This window comes from Roseateles sp. L2-2 (genome assembly GCF_050613215.1).
Taxonomy (GTDB): domain Bacteria; phylum Pseudomonadota; class Gammaproteobacteria; order Burkholderiales; family Burkholderiaceae_C; genus Roseateles; species Roseateles noduli.
Map to the genome: position 1 here is coordinate 5,213,213 of NZ_CP192509.1, position 16,493 is coordinate 5,229,705.

18 protein-coding genes, 1 tRNA gene and 1 pseudogene are annotated in these 16,493 nt (G+C 68.6%); 9 read left to right on the forward strand and 11 right to left on the reverse strand.

Annotation, left to right across the window (positions count from 1 at the left end; genetic code table 11):
* The first annotated feature begins 74 nt into the window (after positions 1–74).
* The 5 genes from ACQZ13_RS23295 to ACQZ13_RS23315 all read left to right on the forward strand — a co-directional run bounded on the left by ACQZ13_RS23295 (position 75) and on the right by ACQZ13_RS23315 (position 3,065).
* Positions 75–905: a symmetrical bis(5'-nucleosyl)-tetraphosphatase gene (locus tag ACQZ13_RS23295; RefSeq protein ID WP_431048277.1), complete on the forward strand. Its 831-nt coding sequence runs from the start codon at positions 75–77 to the stop codon at positions 903–905.
* Positions 906–1,000: 95 nt separating this feature from the next.
* Positions 1,001–1,088 (forward strand) — tRNA-Ser (locus ACQZ13_RS23300).
* A 52-nt stretch (positions 1,089–1,140) separates the two neighbouring features.
* Positions 1,141–1,575 carry a Panacea domain-containing protein gene (locus tag ACQZ13_RS23305; RefSeq protein ID WP_431048278.1) on the forward strand — a complete coding sequence of 145 codons (435 nt, stop codon included), beginning with the start codon at positions 1,141–1,143 and terminating at the stop codon, positions 1,573–1,575.
* Between the two features lie 15 nt (positions 1,576–1,590).
* On the forward strand, positions 1,591–2,193 hold the full coding sequence (locus tag ACQZ13_RS23310; RefSeq protein WP_431048279.1) for a hypothetical protein: 603 nt from the start codon (positions 1,591–1,593) through the stop codon (positions 2,191–2,193).
* A 5-nt stretch (positions 2,194–2,198) separates the two neighbouring features.
* Entirely contained in the window at positions 2,199–3,065 is an 867-nt protein-coding gene (locus ACQZ13_RS23315; protein WP_431048280.1) for a cyanophycinase, read from the forward strand.
* A 7-nt stretch (positions 3,066–3,072) separates the two neighbouring features.
* Here ACQZ13_RS23315 and ACQZ13_RS23320 read toward each other — a convergent pair whose 3' ends face one another.
* Positions 3,073–3,909, reverse strand: a complete 837-nt coding sequence (locus ACQZ13_RS23320) for an NAD(P)H-dependent oxidoreductase (RefSeq protein ID WP_431048281.1) — start codon at positions 3,907–3,909, stop codon at positions 3,073–3,075.
* Positions 3,910–4,009: 100 nt separating this feature from the next.
* Between ACQZ13_RS23320 and ACQZ13_RS23325 the strand changes: the two genes are divergently transcribed.
* From ACQZ13_RS23325 to ACQZ13_RS23335, 3 genes are all read left to right on the forward strand, one after another.
* Positions 4,010–4,954 (forward strand): LysR family transcriptional regulator, encoded by a 945-nt coding sequence (locus ACQZ13_RS23325; protein WP_431048282.1) that lies wholly within the window; start codon positions 4,010–4,012, stop codon positions 4,952–4,954.
* Positions 4,955–5,135: 181 nt separating this feature from the next.
* Entirely contained in the window at positions 5,136–5,561 is a 426-nt protein-coding gene (locus ACQZ13_RS23330) for a tripartite tricarboxylate transporter TctB family protein (RefSeq protein ID WP_431048283.1), read from the forward strand.
* Between the two features lie 13 nt (positions 5,562–5,574).
* On the forward strand, positions 5,575–7,131 hold the full coding sequence (locus tag ACQZ13_RS23335) for a tripartite tricarboxylate transporter permease (protein ID WP_088408791.1): 1,557 nt from the start codon (positions 5,575–5,577) through the stop codon (positions 7,129–7,131).
* 97 nt (positions 7,132–7,228) lie between these two features.
* Here ACQZ13_RS23335 and ACQZ13_RS23340 read toward each other — a convergent pair whose 3' ends face one another.
* The 6 genes from ACQZ13_RS23340 to ACQZ13_RS23365 form a co-directional block, all read right to left on the reverse strand.
* Positions 7,229–8,707, reverse strand: coding sequence for a hypothetical protein (locus ACQZ13_RS23340; protein ID WP_431048284.1), 1,479 nt, complete (start codon positions 8,705–8,707; stop codon positions 7,229–7,231).
* Positions 8,708–8,796: 89 nt separating this feature from the next.
* The gene (ureG, locus tag ACQZ13_RS23345) at positions 8,797–9,486 is read right to left on the reverse strand and encodes an urease accessory protein UreG (RefSeq protein WP_431048285.1); all 690 of its coding nucleotides are present in this window, start codon (positions 9,484–9,486) and stop codon (positions 8,797–8,799) included.
* Positions 9,483–10,214, reverse strand: a complete 732-nt coding sequence (locus tag ACQZ13_RS23350; RefSeq protein ID WP_431048286.1) for an urease accessory protein UreF — start codon at positions 10,212–10,214, stop codon at positions 9,483–9,485. The genes ureG and ACQZ13_RS23350 overlap by 4 nt, the downstream gene beginning before the upstream one ends.
* Positions 10,180–10,839, reverse strand: coding sequence for an urease accessory protein UreE (ureE, locus tag ACQZ13_RS23355; protein WP_431048287.1), 660 nt, complete (start codon positions 10,837–10,839; stop codon positions 10,180–10,182). Before ureE ends, ACQZ13_RS23350 begins: the two co-directional genes overlap by 35 nt.
* Positions 10,840–10,911: 72 nt before the next feature.
* The gene (locus ACQZ13_RS23360) at positions 10,912–11,787 is read right to left on the reverse strand and encodes a type 1 glutamine amidotransferase domain-containing protein (RefSeq protein ID WP_431048288.1); all 876 of its coding nucleotides are present in this window, start codon (positions 11,785–11,787) and stop codon (positions 10,912–10,914) included.
* 89 nt (positions 11,788–11,876) lie between these two features.
* The gene (locus ACQZ13_RS23365; protein WP_431048289.1) at positions 11,877–12,674 is read right to left on the reverse strand and encodes an SDR family NAD(P)-dependent oxidoreductase; all 798 of its coding nucleotides are present in this window, start codon (positions 12,672–12,674) and stop codon (positions 11,877–11,879) included.
* Positions 12,675–12,888: 214 nt separating this feature from the next.
* Between ACQZ13_RS23365 and ACQZ13_RS23370 the strand changes: the two genes are divergently transcribed.
* Positions 12,889–13,836, forward strand: a complete 948-nt coding sequence (locus tag ACQZ13_RS23370; RefSeq protein ID WP_431048290.1) for a GlxA family transcriptional regulator — start codon at positions 12,889–12,891, stop codon at positions 13,834–13,836.
* A 74-nt stretch (positions 13,837–13,910) separates the two neighbouring features.
* Here the strand turns inward: ACQZ13_RS23370 and ACQZ13_RS23375 are convergent, their stop codons facing one another.
* The 4 genes and pseudogenes from ACQZ13_RS23375 to ACQZ13_RS23390 form a co-directional block, all read right to left on the reverse strand.
* Positions 13,911–14,306, reverse strand: coding sequence for a tautomerase family protein (locus tag ACQZ13_RS23375; RefSeq protein ID WP_431048291.1), 396 nt, complete (start codon positions 14,304–14,306; stop codon positions 13,911–13,913).
* Between the two features lie 15 nt (positions 14,307–14,321).
* A pseudogene (locus ACQZ13_RS23380) lies at positions 14,322–15,070 on the reverse strand (SDR family NAD(P)-dependent oxidoreductase).
* A gap of 16 nt (positions 15,071–15,086) precedes the next feature.
* The gene (locus ACQZ13_RS23385) at positions 15,087–15,947 is read right to left on the reverse strand and encodes an NAD(P)-dependent oxidoreductase (protein ID WP_431048292.1); all 861 of its coding nucleotides are present in this window, start codon (positions 15,945–15,947) and stop codon (positions 15,087–15,089) included.
* 100 nt (positions 15,948–16,047) lie between these two features.
* Positions 16,048–16,443 (reverse strand): tautomerase family protein, encoded by a 396-nt coding sequence (locus ACQZ13_RS23390; protein WP_431048293.1) that lies wholly within the window; start codon positions 16,441–16,443, stop codon positions 16,048–16,050.
* Positions 16,444–16,493: the final 50 nt, after the last annotated feature.

Here is a 16,493-nt window from a genome sequence, read left to right on the forward strand (position 1 = left end):
CCGAGTCGCGCCCAAAACACAAGGTCGGCAAGGTTAGCAGAGCCTGTGTGACATCGGCACCGCAAAATCCCGCTATGCATTACCTCATCGGCGATCTCCAAGGCTGTTGCGACGCGCTGGCGCGTCTCCTGGAAAAGATCGATTTCTCCCCGTCCCGCGACCGGCTCTACCTCCTGGGGGATCTGGTGAACCGCGGCCCCGATTCCCTGACGACCCTGCGTCGGCTGCAGTCGCTGGGCGACGCGGCGCAATGCCTGCTCGGCAACCACGACCTGCACCTGCTGGCGACGGCGGCGGCGGTGCGAGCCCCGCACAAAGGGGACACCCTGGACGCGATCCTGCAGGCGCCGGACCGCGAGGCGCTGCTGGAGTGGATGCGCCGGCAGCGGCTGGCGATGCGCTCGCAGGGCTGGCTGATGGTGCACGCGGGCGTGGTGCCGCAGTGGGACGCGGACCAGACGCTGGCGTTGGCGGAAGAGGTCCACGCGCTGCTGCGCGGGCCGGAGCTGGCGGAGTTCCTGCCGCAGATGTACGGCAACGAGCCGGATCGCTGGAAGGACGAGCTGACGGGCGTGCCGCGACTGCGCTTCATCATCAACGTGCTGACGCGGCTGCGCTTCTGCAACGCGAAGGGCAAGCTGGACTTCAAGACCAAGGAGGGCCTGGGCACGGCGCCGGAAGGCTTCATGCCGTGGTTCGAAGTGCCGGAGCGGCGCACGGCGGGGCATCCGATCGCGTTCGGGCACTGGTCGACGCTGGGGCTGGTGCAGCGGCCGGACCTGCTGGCGCTGGACACCGGCTGCGTCTGGGGCGGCCAGTTGACGGCCGCGCGCGTGGCGGACGGCCAGGCGCAGGAGATCATCCAGGTGGAATGTGTGCAGGCGAAGAAGCCGGGCGCGGACTGAGCGGCACTCGTCGGCGGCCTCTCCGGGCACGCTTAGAATGTCGACTTCTCCTGTGACAGGAGACGTGGCTCGATGTGTCTGTCGGCCGCACTGAAGGAAGCGTGGCCGAGTGGTTTAAGGCACTGGTCTTGAAAACCAGCGACGGGCAACCGTCCGTGAGTTCGAATCTCACCGCTTCCGCCACTCACTTTTCGAACGCGTCCCGCCTTCCAGCCCGCAGTTGAGGAGCTCATCGATGGCCTCCACATTCGACGTTGCCAAGTACATCACCGAGCAAACGGGTGAGGTCTCGGCCATGAAGCTGCAGAAGCTGATGTTCTACGCGCAGGCCTGGAACCTGGTGTGGGAAGAAGCGCCGTTGCTCGACGAGGATTTCCAGGCCTGGGCCAACGGCCCCGTCCTGCCGAGCCTCTATCAGAAGCACCGCGGCATGTTCAAGGTCGATGCCACCCTGTTCCAGACGGCCGACAGCGCACGGCTGTCGCCGGAGGAGCGCGGCAACATCGATCGGGTCCTCGCCTTCTACGGCGACAAGACCGCGCAGTGGCTCAGCAATCTGACGCACCAGGAAGATCCCTGGAAGAACGCCCGCGGCGACACGCCGGTCGGAGAGGCGTCCACCACGGTGATCAGCCAAGGCGCGATGCACGAGTACTACTCGTCCCTTTGATGGGTTGATGGCTCGATGGGCAAGAAAAGCGAGGAACGCGCCCGCAGGAAGGCCGCCGCCCAAGCCAGGTTCGAGGCAGGCAAACCGGCGATGCTCGCCCGGGTGCCGACGGCAGACTCTCCCCGTCATGCGGTGGCGCCGGCGCCCAATGCCGCGCCCCGCTTGGCGCCTCATCTTGCCCGCGCTGCGACGGTCGCTGCGCGCGCGCCGAAGACGCGCGAGGACGGCAGTCGCTTCCATGCCCGGATGACGTGGTGCACCACGCGCGCGGACAAGGACGATCACTGGTCCTGGGGTGAACCCCGCGCCTGGTCGGAGGAAGAGTGGGACGAGACGATCCACCCTCCGATGCGCGACCTCGCAGGACTCACGTGGGGCGAGATCGACAAGCTCGCTTCAGGCTCCGGTCACAAGATGCATCACCTGCACGAAGTGGGTGACCTGATTGAAGAAGCCCAGCAACGCTGGGTGAGCCTGGACCTGGATCAATTCGACTCGGTCTTCCGGTTCCGTCTCAGCGGCCAGAAGCGTCGCGCGTGGGGATTCATCGTCGACGCGCACTTCCACTTCGTGTGGTGGGACCGCGAACATTCCCTGTATCCCACCGAGCCCCATTGAGAGTCATGTCGACCCGTCCCACGCTCCACGCCCCTGCCCTGCTCGCCCTCATCGGCGGCAACGAGGACCGGCTGACGCCGGGGACGGTGCTGCGCGAACTGATCGCGGCGTGTCATGACGGGCGTTCTGCGGCCGAGCCGCTGCAGGTCGTCGTCCTCAGCACCGCCAGCGGCGAGCCCGATCTGCTCTGGTCCCAGTACGAACCCGCCTTCCGAACGCTCGGTGCGACGCCGCGCTGGGTCGATCCGCGCGATCGCGAAGCAGCTGGTGCCGCCGATACGCTCGACGCCGTGCGGTCAGCCAATCTGCTGTTCATGACCGGCGGCGACCAGGAACGTCTGGTCGACGTGATCGCCGACACGCCGCTGCATGCGCTCATCCGCGAACGCCATCGCGCCGGCGAACTCGCCATCGCCGGCACCAGCGCCGGCGCGTCGGCGCTGGGCGCGCACATGCCGGTCGGCGATCTCGACGAGCAGTTCGCCGGACCGCCGCAACCGCTGCATCGCGCGCTCGGGCTGATGCCCGCGCTCGTCATCGATCAGCACTTCGCCCAGCGCAAGCGCCATGCGCGGCTCCTGCGTCTGGTGTCGCTCGATCCGCGCCGGCTCGGCGTCGGCATCGACGAGGACACCGCCCTGCTCGTCCGCCCGGATGTCGGCCTGCAACTCGTCGGCAGCGGCGCGGCGACCGTCATCGACGTCGGCCGCGCCAGCGATCGACGCGAGCCCGCCGGCGTCATCGCGCTGGAGAACCTCGGCTTCTATCTGCTCGCCGCAGGCAGCTCGCTGCGCTTCGACGATCCGGCCGTGCCGCCGCATCTGCTGCGTGTGCTGCACGCGATCGCCGCCTCGGCGTCGCTGCGCGACTGACGAGCGCTCATGCGACAGCGGCCACGTGCGCCGCGAAGCCGGTGACACCCGGTGCCACCTCGACCCCCAGTTCGTGCCCGTCGGGATAGTCCCCGCCGTTCTGCGCGCGGAAGGCCACCGGCGCTTCATCGAAGACATGGGCCAGTCGCTCGCGCCAGGCGGTTGAGACCGCCTCGACCGCCTCCGGCGTCATCCGCCCCGCGCCGTGCACCGCGTGCGTCTTCAGCACCGACATGCCGGGATAGAACAAGGTGCCGTGCGTGATCGGGAACAGCAGCTGATCGATGGGCCCGTTGATGCCGCGCGGACCGTAGTCCGCCGCCGGACCGCCGGTCGTGACCGACACCATCGCGCGCCGGCCCTCGAAACCGCCTTCGCCGTAACGCACCCGGTTGCCCTGGCCGTTGCGGCCGTAGGCCAGGCCGCGCGCCCAGACCCGATCGATCCAGCCCTTCATGATCGCGGGCATGCCGAACCACCACAGCGGGAACTGCAGGATCACCAGGTCCGCGGCGAGCAGCTTGCGCTGTTCCTCCACGACGTCGGCCGGCTGGTGCCCCTGCTCGAAGGCGTGACCCGACTCCCGCACGAAGTCCAGGCGGTCGGCGTCGGTGCGCACCGGGAAGTCCTGCTCGTCGTAGACGGCCTTCCAGCCCATCGCGTAGAGGTCGGACTGAAGCACCTCGTGACCGGCGGCGCGCAGCGTCTGCTCGGCGACGTCGACCAGCGTGCGCGTCAACGAAGTCCGCTCCGGTTGGGCGTGGACGATCAGCACGGTCTTGCGCACGCTCTTGCGATCGGAGGTGTCGGCATCGGCGAAGTCGGTATCGGCGGAACGGGTCATGGAAGGCTCCAGGCAGTCGAAGTGGATCGGGAATGAACGCAGTCTGACGATCCGCGACTCATCCGTGAAATCACGTCTTCTCTGTCCTACTATCGATCGCATGGATACCAGCCGCCTCGACCTGAACCTGCTCGTGACGCTCGAAACGCTGCTCAACGAGCGCAACGTCACGCGCGCCGCCGCGCGGCTGAACCTCAGCCAGCCGGCCGTGAGCGCGCAGCTCGCGCGGCTGCGCGACGTCTTCGAGGATCCGTTGCTGCTGCCCGCGCAGCGCGGCATGACGCCGACGGCCAAGGCGCTGTCGCTGCTGGAGCCGCTGCGCCAGGCGCTGGACCAGGTGCGCGGCGTGGCGAGCTCGCATCTGAACTTCGACCCGGCCACCGCCGACCTCACGGTCACGATCGCAGCCTCGGACTACCTGCAGACCAGCGTGCTGCAGCCGCTGGTGCTGCGGCTGCGTCGGGAAGCACCCGGCGTGCGTATCGCCGTGCGCCACATGGACCCGGCCCAGCACGCCGCGCAGATGGCGCGCGGCGACGTCGACCTCGGCCTGATGCAGCCGATCGAGGCCGCGCCCAGCCTGCGCATGCGCGCGCTGTTCCACGAGCGCTACGTGCTCATCGCCCGCCGCGGCCATCCGGCGCTGGAGGGCAAGGCGGACGGGAAGGCGACGGCCAAGCTCAGCGCCAAGGCCTTCGCCAAGCTGGAACAGGTGATCGTCTCGCCCGCGGGCGGCGCGTTCTCGACGCCCGTCGACCAGGCGCTGGCCGGACTCCGCCTGAAGCGCCAGGTCGTGCTGTCCGCCGCGTCCTTCCTCTTCGTGCCCGACATCGTCAGCCGCTCCGACCTCGTGGCGCTGGTGCCTGAACGTCTCGTCAAGGGACGCGCCGCCGGCCTGCAAGTCCTGCCCCCGCCGCTGCCGATCGAGGGCTTCGACATCGCCATGGTCTGGCACGAACGCAACCAGGGTCACGCCGCCCAACGCTGGCTGCGCGAGCAGGTGCTGGCGGTCGTCGGCCCTCGCAAGGACGTGACGACGTCGTGAATCAACGACGCTTCGACGTCGTCAAAACACTCATACAACGTATGCCAAACAGATTCTTAACTTGAAGCTGTCTGAAAGCTGTCGAGCCCCCGTCGACAGCCCTGCGCTGCGCAGAAATGCGTACGACACGCGGGAGCCGCGCCGGAACCATGGGCACATCTCGATACCTCCCCGGTGTGCCATGACCCTCAACCGTTCGCTTGCCCGAGGCTTGTTCCTCGCCGCGGTGGCCCTGTTCTTCGGACTGGGCGCGCTGCGTTATCCCATCGGCCGCATGGACCATGCCGGCGCCGGCATGTTCCCGCTGATGATCAGCATCCTGCTGGGCCTGGTGGCCATCTCCACCATCGTGCGCGGCATCGTCGCCGGCGGCCCCGGCCTGGAATTCCAGGTCAAGAACATCGGCCTGATCCTGGCCGCGCTGACCGCGTTCTCGCTGACCTCGCGCTTCGTCAACATGTCCGCCGGCATCGTCGTGATGGTCTTCATCGCGACCGCCGCCGGCAGCAACTACTCCTGGAAACGCAACGTGGTGATCTCGATCGGCCTGCTGGCCATCGCCTTCGCCTTCCAGAAGTTCCTCGGCCTCAACCTGCCGCTGCTGTAAGGCACCGACGACCATGGAAATCCTCCACAACCTCGCCTTCGGCTTCGAGCACGCGCTGACCTGGCAGAACCTGATGTTCTGCGCGATCGGCTGCGTGGTCGGCACCCTCGTCGGCCTGCTGCCCGGCCTGGGCCCGCTCGCCACCATCAGCGTGCTGCTGCCGCTGACCTACTCCATCCCCGTCAACGGCGCGCTGATCATGCTCGCCGGCATCTACTACGGCGCGCAGTACGGCGACAGCGTCAGCGCCATCACGATGAAGATCCCGCATGCGAGCTCCATCGTGGCCTGCATCGACGGATACCAGATGACCTTGAAAGGGAAGACGGGCCTGGCCCTCTTCACCGCGGGCATCTCGAGCTTCATCGGCGGCACCGTCGCCATCGTCGTGCTGGCCTGCCTGGCGCCGACGCTGGGTGAGGTGGCCTTCCTGTTCGGCCCGGCCGACTACTGCTCGCTGATGCTGCTGGGCTTCCTCTGCGTCAGCTTCGTGACCACCGGCAGCCTGCTCAACGGCCTGGCGATGTGCCTGATCGGCGTGCTGTTCGGCCAGATCGGCACCGACGTCAACTCCGGCATGGAGCGCTACACCTTCGACATGCCCTTCCTCGCGGAAGGCGTGGGGCTGGTGAGCATCGCGCTGGGCTGCTTCGGCATCGCGGAGATCTCCAAGAACCTGGACGCCAAGAACGAGCGCACGCCCTTCAACGGCAAGATCCACCTGATGCCGACCTGGCCCGAGTTCAAGCGCATCATCCCGAGCGCCCTGCGCGGCAGCGTGATCGGCTCGGTGCTGGGCATCCTGCCCGGCGGCGGCCCGACGATCGCCCAGTTCGCGGCCTACGCCGTGGACAAGAAGGTCAGCAAGTACCGCGACGAGATCGGCGACGGCGCCATCGAAGGCGTGGCCGGCCAGGCCGCGGCCGACGAGGCCGCCGCCCGCACCAGCTTCATCCCGCTGATGTCCATCGGCATCCCGGAGAACCCGGTGATGGCGCTGATGATGGCCGCGTTCATCATCAAGGGCATCCAGCCGGGTCCCAACATGATCGGCGGACACCCCGACATCTTCTGGGGCCTGGTCGCCTCGATGTGGGTGGGCAACGTGTTCCTGGTCGTGCTGAACGTGCCGCTGGTGCGCTACTGGCTGTCGGTCTTCAAGATCCCGTACAACGTGCTGTTCCCGTCGATCCTGTTCTTCTGCTGCATCGGCACCTTCAGCGTCAACAACAACCTGGACGACATCTTCGTCACCGCGGCCTTCGGCCTGGCCGGCTACATCTTCATGCGGCTGGACATGGACCCCGCGCCGCTGATGCTGGGCTTCATCCTGGGCCCGATGCTGGAAGAGAACTTCCGCCGCGCGATGCTGATCAGCCGGGGACACTTCGACGTCTTCGTGCAGCGCCCGATCAGCGCGACGCTGCTGGCGATCATCGCCTTCTTCATCGCGTGGCAGTTCATCGCCTTCATCCTGGCCAACCGCAAGGGCGCGAAGTCCGCGGGCGGTCGCGACGACGACGACACCAAGGGCAAGGACGGCGGCGGGGTGACGCCGCAGGTGGCCTGATTCATCCCCATCGACGCGGCGCCCGCGCCGCGTTCGTGCGCATTCGGGCGCACCAGCCACCTTCAGCCGCCGGCCGCGATCGCGCCCGGCGGCTTTTTTACGGCGGTGTCGGACGGCGGAAGCCCGTGAGGGCGACCGCGCCGGCGTGCTCGTCCGTCGCGAGCGCCGGTTCGGCGTTGTTGCCCGCGTACTGGAGGGGCGGCCGCAGGCCGCGGCGGTGCTCGTCCAGCGTCTGCAGCTCCACGCCGTGGGAGTTCAGCGGATCGGTCCAGAACAGGTAGCTGAGCGCCGTGAGGGCGCCGACGATCAGCTCGGTCAACCAGTCCGCCGCGACCGCGGCATCGGCACCGAAATAGCCCCGGATCCAGCGCGCCAGCGTCCTGTCGTCCAGCAGGGAGTCGTAGAGCTGGTTGAGGGACGCGACGAAGCATCCCCGTGCGGCCATCGTGTCCCAGTGGAGGGTGGTGCGCATCGCCTCGGGCAGGCTGCCCCGGCCGGCGCGCATGCGGACCTGCGTCGCGGTGCCGTGGCGGCAGACGTGGTGCATCATCAGCAGGGTCCACAGATCGAGCGCCTCGCCGCCCCAGTTGGACAGGCCGCGCAGCGCGATGCCGCCCGGCAGCAGCGTCCGCGCCGCCAGATCCACGTCAGGCGCCGCGGAGAACACCCGGCTCACCAGCAGCTGGTTGACCGCGTAGGCGAGCCCCGCCAAGGCGAGCGAGCCGCGCGTCGGCCCGCTGTCGGGCTCGGCGGCCATGGGCCAGCGCGCCTGGATGCTGTCGCGCATGAGCGGATACAGCACCGCTTCCGCGAAGCGCGTGCCGGCGTAGAGCAGCGTGCCCGTCGTCGCGCCGAGCACGCAGGCGCCCGCCGGCACCGCCATCATCGCCACGCGCGTGGCGCGGGAGTAGCGCGTCGCCTCGCCGCGCGCCTCGTCGCGGATCAGCAGCAGCGCCTGCCCGACGACCGGCACGGCCAGCGCGCCACAGGACAGCCAGGTGCGCGCCGTCTCGGACGCGCCGTGGGTCAGCGCGACATCCAGCGCCCGGCCGATGGCCTGGCGCACCATCGTCGGCAGCGCGACCGAGGCGAAGTTGCGCGCGCCGCAGTGCGCCAGGTTGCAGGCTGCCCGGCCGATCGCCGCGATGAAGGCCCGCAGCCGGCCGCTCGGGCGGCAGCCGTCGCGCTCCTGGTCGAGCGCCTGCGCCGCGGCCTCGCGCAGGGCGGCCGGGAGACCGCGGCCGTCGCCGTCGAGGATGAAGCGATCCACGCCCTCGTCCGCGGTGCCGCGTCCGACGCGCAGGTCCAGGCCGTCGACCAGTTGACGCACGATCACCACGGCCGCCCCCGCGTCGCGCGGACCGAGGGCGTCGAGCGCGACATCGATCAGGGCGGCGTCGGACACCGTGGATAACGCGGATAGCGTGGACACGGGCGACAGCGGCGGGCTGCCGGCCTCGACACCGGATGTCGCGCGGCCGGGCGTCGACGGCAGGATCGGGCGGGTGTCGTCGCCCCATGAGGAACTCGACGACAGCGTCGACGCGAACGATGCGAACGATGCGGAAGGATGCATCGCCGTTCAGTCCGGCGGTCACCGGACGGGTTCTTCCCTCCTTCGGGCGTGGTCGGGCGACGGGCGCCGCCGGACCGACGCCGCGGGGGTCAGGTCGTGCCCAGCATGCCCTTGTGCTCGATGAAGGCGACCACCTCGTCCAGGCCGCTCAGCGTCTTGAGGTTGGTCATCACGAAGGGCCGCGTCGGCCGCATGCGCTGGGTGTCGGCACGCATGACGTCGAGGTTGGCGCCCACGTGCGGCGCCAGGTCGGTCTTGTTGATCACGAACAGGTCGCTCTTCGTGATGCCGGGGCCGCCCTTGCGCGGGATCTTCTCGCCGGCGGCGACGTCGATGACGTAGATCGTCAGGTCGCTCAGCTCCGGGCTGAAGGTCGCGGCGAGGTTGTCGCCGCCGGACTCGATGAACACGACGTCCGCCTCGGGGAACTGCGCCAGCATGCGGTCGATCGCCTCGAGGTTGATCGATGCGTCCTCGCGGATCGCCGTGTGCGGGCAGCCGCCGGTCTCCACGCCCAGGATGCGCTCGGCGGGCAGCGCGCCGCTGATGGTCAGCAGGCGCTGGTCTTCCTTCGTGTAGATGTCGTTGGTGATCGCGACCAGGTCCCACTTCTCGCGCATCGCCTTGCAGAGCATCTCCAGCAGGGTCGTCTTGCCCGACCCGACCGGGCCGCCGATGCCCACGCGCAACGGGGGCAGCCGCTTCGTGCGGCCAGGGATGTGATGGAGCGCGGAAGCGCTGGACGTGGCGGCGGAGGTGGTGGCGGAGGTCGTGCTCATGATCGGAACAATCGGGAGTACTGGGTTTCGTGGCGCGCCGCGAGGACGGAGAGCATGGGCGCGAACAGCTGCCGCCGCGCGGGCGGCGTGGCGATGGCCTCGGCCACCGCGGCAGGGATCTCGGAGGCCAGCCGCGTCAGCACGCGTTGGCCGGCCGTCTGGCCCAGCGGCACGGCCTTGAGCGCGGCCTGGACCTGGTTCTCGGCCCAGCCGAAGGCCTGGGTGTGGAGGGCCTGGTCGACGGGGACGTCGATCGTGGCCAGCGCCAGCGACATCACGAAGGCATAGGGCATCGGATGTCCCTCGCCGCAGGCCGTCAGCAACGCAAGCTGCGCGGGCGTCGCCATCGGCTGGCCGCGCAGCCAGACCAGCAGCGACTGGCCCATCTGCTCGCTCTGCAGACGCGCTTCGGCGCCGTCGCGCGTCATGCGCAGCCAGCGGGCGAGCTCGCGCAGCGCGGGCTCGTCACCGGCACGCCAGGCGTTGATGCCTTGAGCGATCGCCGCGAGGTCGCCGCGCGCCAGCAGCCGCAGCTGCTGGCTCAGCCACGCGCCGGCGCTGGCGTCGTCATGGACGAGGCCCTGCTCGACCGCCGCTTCCAGCACTTCCGAATACGAGAACGCCCCGATCGGCAGCGCCGGGGACGCGAGCCACGTCAGCCGCAGCAGCGGCGGAACGGGATCGACGACCGGTTCAGTGGTCGTGACCACAGCCCGGCCCGTGCACATGGGGCGCCGGAGCGGCCTGGATCGCGATGGTCTTCCTGGCCGCGGGCTTGTGATCGTGCGAGTGATCCTGCGAGTGGCCATGGCCCTTCTCGTGCGCATGAACGTGGTCGTGTGAGTGCCCACGGTCGTGCGAATGCCCGTGGTCGTGCGCATGGGCGTGGCCATGGCCGCCAGCCGCGTAGGCACCGGCTTCGGGCTCGAAACCCTCCTCGACCTCGTTCACGATCAGGTGCATCGCGCGGAGCATGTCGGCGAGCACGTGGTCGGGCTCGATCTTCAGGTGGTCCGGCTTCAACTCGATCTGCACGTGGCGATTGCCGAGGTGATACGCCGCGCGGATCAGGTCGAACGGCGAGCCGTGCGCCGTGCAGGCCGTGATGCGCAGCAGCGCCTGCGGCGCCGCCACGACGCGCACCAGCGAGCCGTCCTCGGCCACCAGCACGTCGCCGCCGCGCACCGTGGTGCCGCGCGGGAGGAAGACGCCGAGCGCGCGGCCCTGGCTGTCCGTGGCCTGGAAGCGGCTCTTCTGGCGCGTGTCCCAATCGAGCGTGACGGCGGCGGCGCGCTTGAGCAGCACGGGGGCCAGGCCGGCGCCCTGGGCGAGCAGTTTGGAGACTTGGATCATCCGGACGGATTATGCAGAAGCGACAGGCCGCTCGCGCGACCTGTCCGCTTCGATGCGCCGATCCGCCGATGCTCAGCGCTTGGCGGCCTTCAGCCGGGCCACGAACACGTCGCCGAACTCGGCGGCGGAGAACGGCTGCTGGGCCGTGATCAGCTCGCGGTCGACGATGACGTTCGAATGCCAGTTCGCGACCGAGTCCACGTGCGCGCCGGCTTCGGCCAAGGCGTTGACCGGATAGAACTGCACGTTGCCGCCCAGTCCGCCGGGGCCTTCGAGCGCCTGCTCTTCACCGGTCGAGAAGACCGTGACGCGATAGCCGGCATACGGCCAGCCCTTGGCGAACGAGTTGGCCTTGCCGTCGTTGGCGATCATCGACTTCACGAAGCCCTCGGCGTCGCCCAGCGCGGACAGCAGCACGATGGGGCCGTGGCAGATGATGCCGGTGGGACGTCCGGTGTCGTGGAAGCTGGTGAGGATCTTGCCGAGGTTCTTGTCGGTCAGCAGGTCCGCCATCGGCGCGTGGCCGCCCGGCACGAAAACGCCGACGTAGCCCGAGGTGCCTTCGGCCACGACGGAGGCCAGCGTCTTCGTCTTCTTCAGCAGGTCGACGCCCTGCGCGTACTTGAAGGCGTCCGAGCGGGCCGCTTCGTCGCCGCCGAAGAACATCTTGTTGTTGGAGTTGGGATCCATCACCGGCACGTCGCCCTTGGGGTTGGCGATGACCGGCTCGTAGCCCGCTTCCACGAGCTTGCGATAAGGCACGACGAACTCGTTCAGGTAGTAGCCGGTCGAGTACTTCCTGCCGTCCTTCAGGTCCAGCGAGTTCGCGCTGGACATGACGACGAGGACCTTGCCCTTGGACGCCGCGGTGGCGGCGCTGGCGGCATGGGGAACGGCGAAGGTGGTGAAGGCGGCCAGCAGCGCGGCACCGAGTTTGAACAGTTTCATGATGGGTCTCTCTATGGGTGGATGGCGAATGGACGGGAGGAACTGCGGGAACTTCCGGGAACTTCCGGGAACTTCCGGGGACTGCGGGGTCAGGCCTGTCCGCCGTCGACGTAGCGCGGCGCGGGCTTGGCGTTGGAGAACTTGAAGGTGCGGCGGTGCGCTTCCCAGCGCGCCCATTCCTCGCCCTCATGCAGCGTCGGGATGGTCACCAGCTCGCCCTGGTCCAGGCCGGCGAGTGCGGCGTCGACCAGGTCTTCAGCTGTCATCGTGGTGGGCGAGGCCTTCTGAGCCGCGTAGCCGGCGACGTCCCAGAACTCGGTCGCGGTCGCGGCCGGCAGCACCGTCTGGATGCGCACGCCCTTGCTGCCGAGGTCCTTCTGCAGCGAGTGTCCGAAGGCCAGCACATAGGCCTTGGACGCGCTGTAGACGCCGTTCAGCACTTCGGCCGCGATGCCGACGACCGACGAGATGTTGACGATCGTGCCGCTGCCCTTCTCGGAGAAGACGGGGCCGATGGCATACGTGAGACGCGTGAGGGCCGTGATGTTCAGGTCGATCATCGATTCCATCGCGTCCACGTCGGCGGTCTGCAGCGAGGCGACCGAGCCGACGCCGGCGTTGTTGACCAGCAGCGAGATGCTGCCGTCCTGCTTCAGCAGCGTCTCGATCCGGGCGAGGTCGGACTTGTCGTTCAGGTCGGCCGCGACGGCCTTCACCGAGCGGCCGGTCTCGGCGCTCAGCCGCGAGGCCAGCGCGTTCAGGCGGGCTTCGTTGCGGGCGACCAGGATCAGGTCGAAGCCGCGGCGCGCGAGGCGGTCCGCGTAGATCGCGCCGATGCCGGCGGAGGCGCCCGTGATGACGGCGGTGCCCTTGGAAGTGGTGCTCATGTCAGTGCTCTTTCAGGTGGGTTGGAGGCGACGGTTTGTCTGGCCCTGGGAAGAATTCTGGTGACCGGGGCTCATTTCCTCAATGTCATTGATGCAATGAATCCGGCCATGCCACCGGCATCACCCCCAGGCGGGACGGGGGCGATCTCTGCAGGCGTTCCCTGAGGGCTCAGCGGTGAAATACAGTGGCTGCTTTCATCGCGATTGATGGCTCATGCATTCCATCGGACTGCTCGTCTATCCCAACTTCCAGGCGCTCGGCCTGGCGGTGCTCACGGTGTTCGAGTACGCCAACCTGATGAGCGAAACGCCGGCGTATGAATTCACGCTGGTGTCGGAACGCGGCGGTCTCACGACCTGCTCGCAAGGCTTCTCGGTGCACACCGAGAAGCTGCGCGCGCGCACCTACGACACGCTCATCGTGACCGGCGACAACGAGTGCCGGCTGCCGCCGCAGAGCCTGCTGGACTTCCTGGCCACGGCGCCGGAGCAGTCGCGGCGCGTGACCTCGGTGTGCACGGGCGCCTTCGTGCTCGCGGCGGCGGGCCTGCTCGAAGGCAGACGCGCCACGACGCACTGGTACCACGCCCAGGCCTTCCGTCAGCAGTACCCCGACGTGCGGCTGGAGGAGGATCGGATCTTCATCGTGGACGGACCGATCTGGACCTCGGCCGGCATGAGCGCCGGCGTCGACCTGGCGCTCGCCATCGTCGAGAAGGATCTGGGATCGGAGATCGCGCGCTCCGTCGCGCGCAAGCTGGTCGTGTATCAACGCCGCGGCGGCGGCCAGTCGCAGTTCTCAGCCCTGCTGGAGCTGGATGCGAAGTCGGACCGCGTCCAGCTCGCGCTGAACTTCGTCAAGGAGAACCTGGCCGGCGATCTGTCGGTCGAGGCGCTGGCCGAGGCGGCCCGTCTGAGTCCGCGTCAGTTCAGCCGCGTGTTCCGCGAGGAGACAGGCCAATCGCCGGCGAAGGCGGTCGAGCGGCTGCGCGTGGAAGCCGCGCGCCTCATGATGGAGACGACCCGCCATCCGATCGAGGTGATCGCGCGCGAGACGGGTTTCGGCGATCGCGAGCGCATGCGCCAGGCGTTCCTGCGCGCCTTCGGGCAGCCGCCCCAGGCGATCCAGCGCCTGTCGCTCCCGCCGGAGATGACCGTCTGAAGCGGTGGTCTGAAGCGGTGGTCTGAAGCGGCGGTCTGAAGCGACGGTCGTCGCGATCCGATGCGACGGACCGATCAGGCCTCGTCCGGCGTCCAGTCCGGGCTGTAGCCGCCCAGTGTCGGGTGGTACATCTCATCGCCGGTGTGCTGCGTGAACTCGACGTTGAGCCGATCTTCCCGCAGCCCGAGGACCTCGATGCAATGGGCGCACAGCGCCTTGGCGACCTGCATCCGCAGTTCGGGCGGCCGCCCCTTGCGGATGTCCAGCATCATCAGCGCCACGGGCGTCGGCTCCTCGCCGATCTCGGGGATGCGCCAGACCCCGCCCTCGCCGAGTTCACGGATGGCGACGCTGATCCGCCGGATGTCGACGGACATCATCTCCGCGTAGGTTTCGCTCATCTTCCTGGCCAGCAGACGCTTGGTCTCGGCCGGGTAATGGTCGTTCACATCGAGCTGCAGATAGGGCATGGGTGTCTCCAGAGTTCAGACCTGCGCGACGCCGCCGTCGACGAAGAACTCGCTGCCGGTCACGAAACTGCTCTCGTCGGAGGCCAGGAAGGCGATGACCTGCGCGACCTCGTCGTCACGCCCGGTGCGCGACAGCGGCGTGATGGATGCAGCGTAGTCGAAGAAGCCGTCGAACTGCTCAGGCGCCAGGCCCGTCTTTTCATGGCCCGGCGTCTTGATGACGCCTGGACTGACGGCGTTGACGCGGATGTCGCGCCCCTTCAGGTCGGAGGCCCAGGTCCGGGCGAAGGACCGCACCGCGGCTTTCGTCGCGCTGTAGATGCTCCAGTTGGCGAAGCCCTTGCTGGCGACGATCGAGGCCAGAAGAATGATGGATCCGCCCGGACCCATCAGCGGCAGCGCCTTCTGCACGGTCCAGACCACGCCCTTGACGTTGGTGTCCAGCAGCCCGTCCACGTGCTCCTCGGTCAGGCCGCCCAGCGGCGCCACGCGGCGAAGCCGGCGTTGGCGCAGACGATGTCGAGACGGCCCGACTCCGCCTTCACCCGCTCGTAGAGCCGGTCCAGGTCGGCGGGCCGGGTGACGTCGCCGACGACGGCGACGGCGCGCTCGCCCAGGGACGCGGCCGCCGCTTCGAGTTCCTGCGCCCGCCGTCCCGTCAGATAGACGCGTGCGGCGCCCTGCGCGATCAAGGTCCTGGCCGTGGCCAGTCCGATCCCGGAGTTCGCTCCGGTGACGAGGGCGATCTTTCCTTCCAGCTTCATGGTTGCTTCCATTGGTCTACGTGAACAGCTTGATGACACCGGTCATGTTGTCGCGGCCGAGGCCCCTGGCCATCGCGGTGCGGAACACCTCGCCCGCTGCCGCGATCGTCGGCACGTCCGAGGTGTCGGCGGCGGCCGACAGCACATAGCCGAAGTCCTTGTCGATGAGTTCGATGGGGAACTGCGGGGCGTGGTTCTCGCCCAGCATGAGGTCGGATACGCGGCCCGCCACGGCGCTCCAGGCGGGCGTCCTGGACACGGCCGCCAGCACGCGCGACGCGTCGATGCCGGACCACTTCAGCAGCCCGATCAATTCGGCGATGGTCGTCACCTGCACGCCCAGCAGGGCGTTGGTGACGAGCTTCGCCATGGCGCCCGAGCCCAGGGGGCCGACGTGGTGGAGGCTGGATCCCATCGCCGTCAGGACGTCCTGCGAGCGCGCATAGATCGCGGCGTCCCCGCCGACGAGATAGATCAGCTGCGCCAGCTCTGCCTGGGGCGTGCTCCCGACGACAGGCGCGTCGAGCAGCGGAATCCCGCGCGCGGCCAGCGTCGCGCCCAGTTCCCGTGTCCATGCCGGGGTCAGCGTCGAGCTCTCGATGGCGATGCTTCCCGCCTGCATGCCCACCGCGGCACCGGTCTCCGGCTCGATCCAGACCTGCCGGGAGGCCTCGTTGTCGCGCACCATCGCGATGACGAATTCGGCGCCGGCAGCGGCGTCCTTCGGGGTTCCCGCCCAGCGCGCGCCGGCCTCGACGAGCGCCTTCGCCGCGGCGGGGCGGCGGTTCCACACGGTCACGCGATGGCCGGCTCTCAGGAGATTGAGGGCCATGCGCGATCCCATCGCGCCCACGCCGAGCAAGGCGATCTGTGACATGAAACGGTTCCTTGGCAATGACGATTGGATGCGGTCGAACTTATCGGACCCGATCCTTCCGGACCATGTCGCATCGACATGGTTTTCCGGCCATGCCGGCTCAGGCCGTCTTGGGCGCGTACTGCATCTCGCCGTTGCCGAAGGACCAGTCCTCGCGGGCCACGTCGACCAGGTTGATGACGACGTCCTGGATGCGCAGCCCGGTCTTCCCGGCGATGCCTTCGGCGACCGCCTTGTAGAAGGCCTGCTTCACCTCGACCGTCCGGCCGGCGTTCCAGGTGACCTGGATGAAGACGATGTCCGGCGTGTAGGTGATGCCGAGGTAGCCCTGCGCCGGATAGATCAGCTCGTCCTCCGCGTGCCGGGTGACGATCTGGAACTTGTCGTTGGCGGGGACGCCCGCGACGCGGGTCATCGCGTCGTAGACGACGGTGCTGATCGCACGGACGGTGTCGACGGAGGCCGTCCTGGCGATGTTGATTCGGACGAGGGGCATGGTGGACTCGATGCTGCTGAAGACCGCGTGGCGGGTCGATGGCTGAACCA

Bases quoted from the DNA above. Each gene is read 5' to 3' on its own strand.
- ACQZ13_RS23360 (WP_431048288.1), bottom strand. From the start codon at position 11,787: ATGAAACTGTTCAAACTCGGTGCCGCGCTGCTGGCCGCCTTCACCACC.
- ACQZ13_RS23350 (WP_431048286.1), bottom strand. From the start codon at position 10,214: ATGTGCACGGGCCGGGCTGTGGTCACGACCACTGAACCGGTCGTCGAT.
- ureE (WP_431048287.1), bottom strand. From the start codon at position 10,839: ATGATCCAAGTCTCCAAACTGCTCGCCCAGGGCGCCGGCCTGGCCCCC.
- ACQZ13_RS23375 (WP_431048291.1), bottom strand. From the start codon at position 14,306: ATGCCCTATCTGCAGCTCGATGTGAACGACCATTACCCGGCCGAGACC.
- ACQZ13_RS23370 (WP_431048290.1), top strand. From the start codon at position 12,889: ATGCATTCCATCGGACTGCTCGTCTATCCCAACTTCCAGGCGCTCGGC.
- ACQZ13_RS23385 (WP_431048292.1), bottom strand. From the start codon at position 15,947: ATGTCACAGATCGCCTTGCTCGGCGTGGGCGCGATGGGATCGCGCATG.
- ACQZ13_RS23295 (WP_431048277.1), top strand. From the start codon at position 75: ATGCATTACCTCATCGGCGATCTCCAAGGCTGTTGCGACGCGCTGGCG.
- ACQZ13_RS23315 (WP_431048280.1), top strand. From the start codon at position 2,199: ATGTCGACCCGTCCCACGCTCCACGCCCCTGCCCTGCTCGCCCTCATC.
- ACQZ13_RS23365 (WP_431048289.1), bottom strand. From the start codon at position 12,674: ATGAGCACCACTTCCAAGGGCACCGCCGTCATCACGGGCGCCTCCGCC.
- ACQZ13_RS23325 (WP_431048282.1), top strand. From the start codon at position 4,010: ATGGATACCAGCCGCCTCGACCTGAACCTGCTCGTGACGCTCGAAACG.
- ACQZ13_RS23390 (WP_431048293.1), bottom strand. From the start codon at position 16,443: ATGCCCCTCGTCCGAATCAACATCGCCAGGACGGCCTCCGTCGACACC.
- ACQZ13_RS23340 (WP_431048284.1), bottom strand. From the start codon at position 8,707: ATGCATCCTTCCGCATCGTTCGCATCGTTCGCGTCGACGCTGTCGTCG.
- ureG (WP_431048285.1), bottom strand. From the start codon at position 9,486: ATGAGCACGACCTCCGCCACCACCTCCGCCGCCACGTCCAGCGCTTCC.
- ACQZ13_RS23330 (WP_431048283.1), top strand. From the start codon at position 5,136: ATGACCCTCAACCGTTCGCTTGCCCGAGGCTTGTTCCTCGCCGCGGTG.
- ACQZ13_RS23320 (WP_431048281.1), bottom strand. From the start codon at position 3,909: ATGACCCGTTCCGCCGATACCGACTTCGCCGATGCCGACACCTCCGAT.
- ACQZ13_RS23305 (WP_431048278.1), top strand. From the start codon at position 1,141: ATGGCCTCCACATTCGACGTTGCCAAGTACATCACCGAGCAAACGGGT.
- ACQZ13_RS23310 (WP_431048279.1), top strand. From the start codon at position 1,591: ATGGGCAAGAAAAGCGAGGAACGCGCCCGCAGGAAGGCCGCCGCCCAA.
- ACQZ13_RS23335 (WP_088408791.1), top strand. From the start codon at position 5,575: ATGGAAATCCTCCACAACCTCGCCTTCGGCTTCGAGCACGCGCTGACC.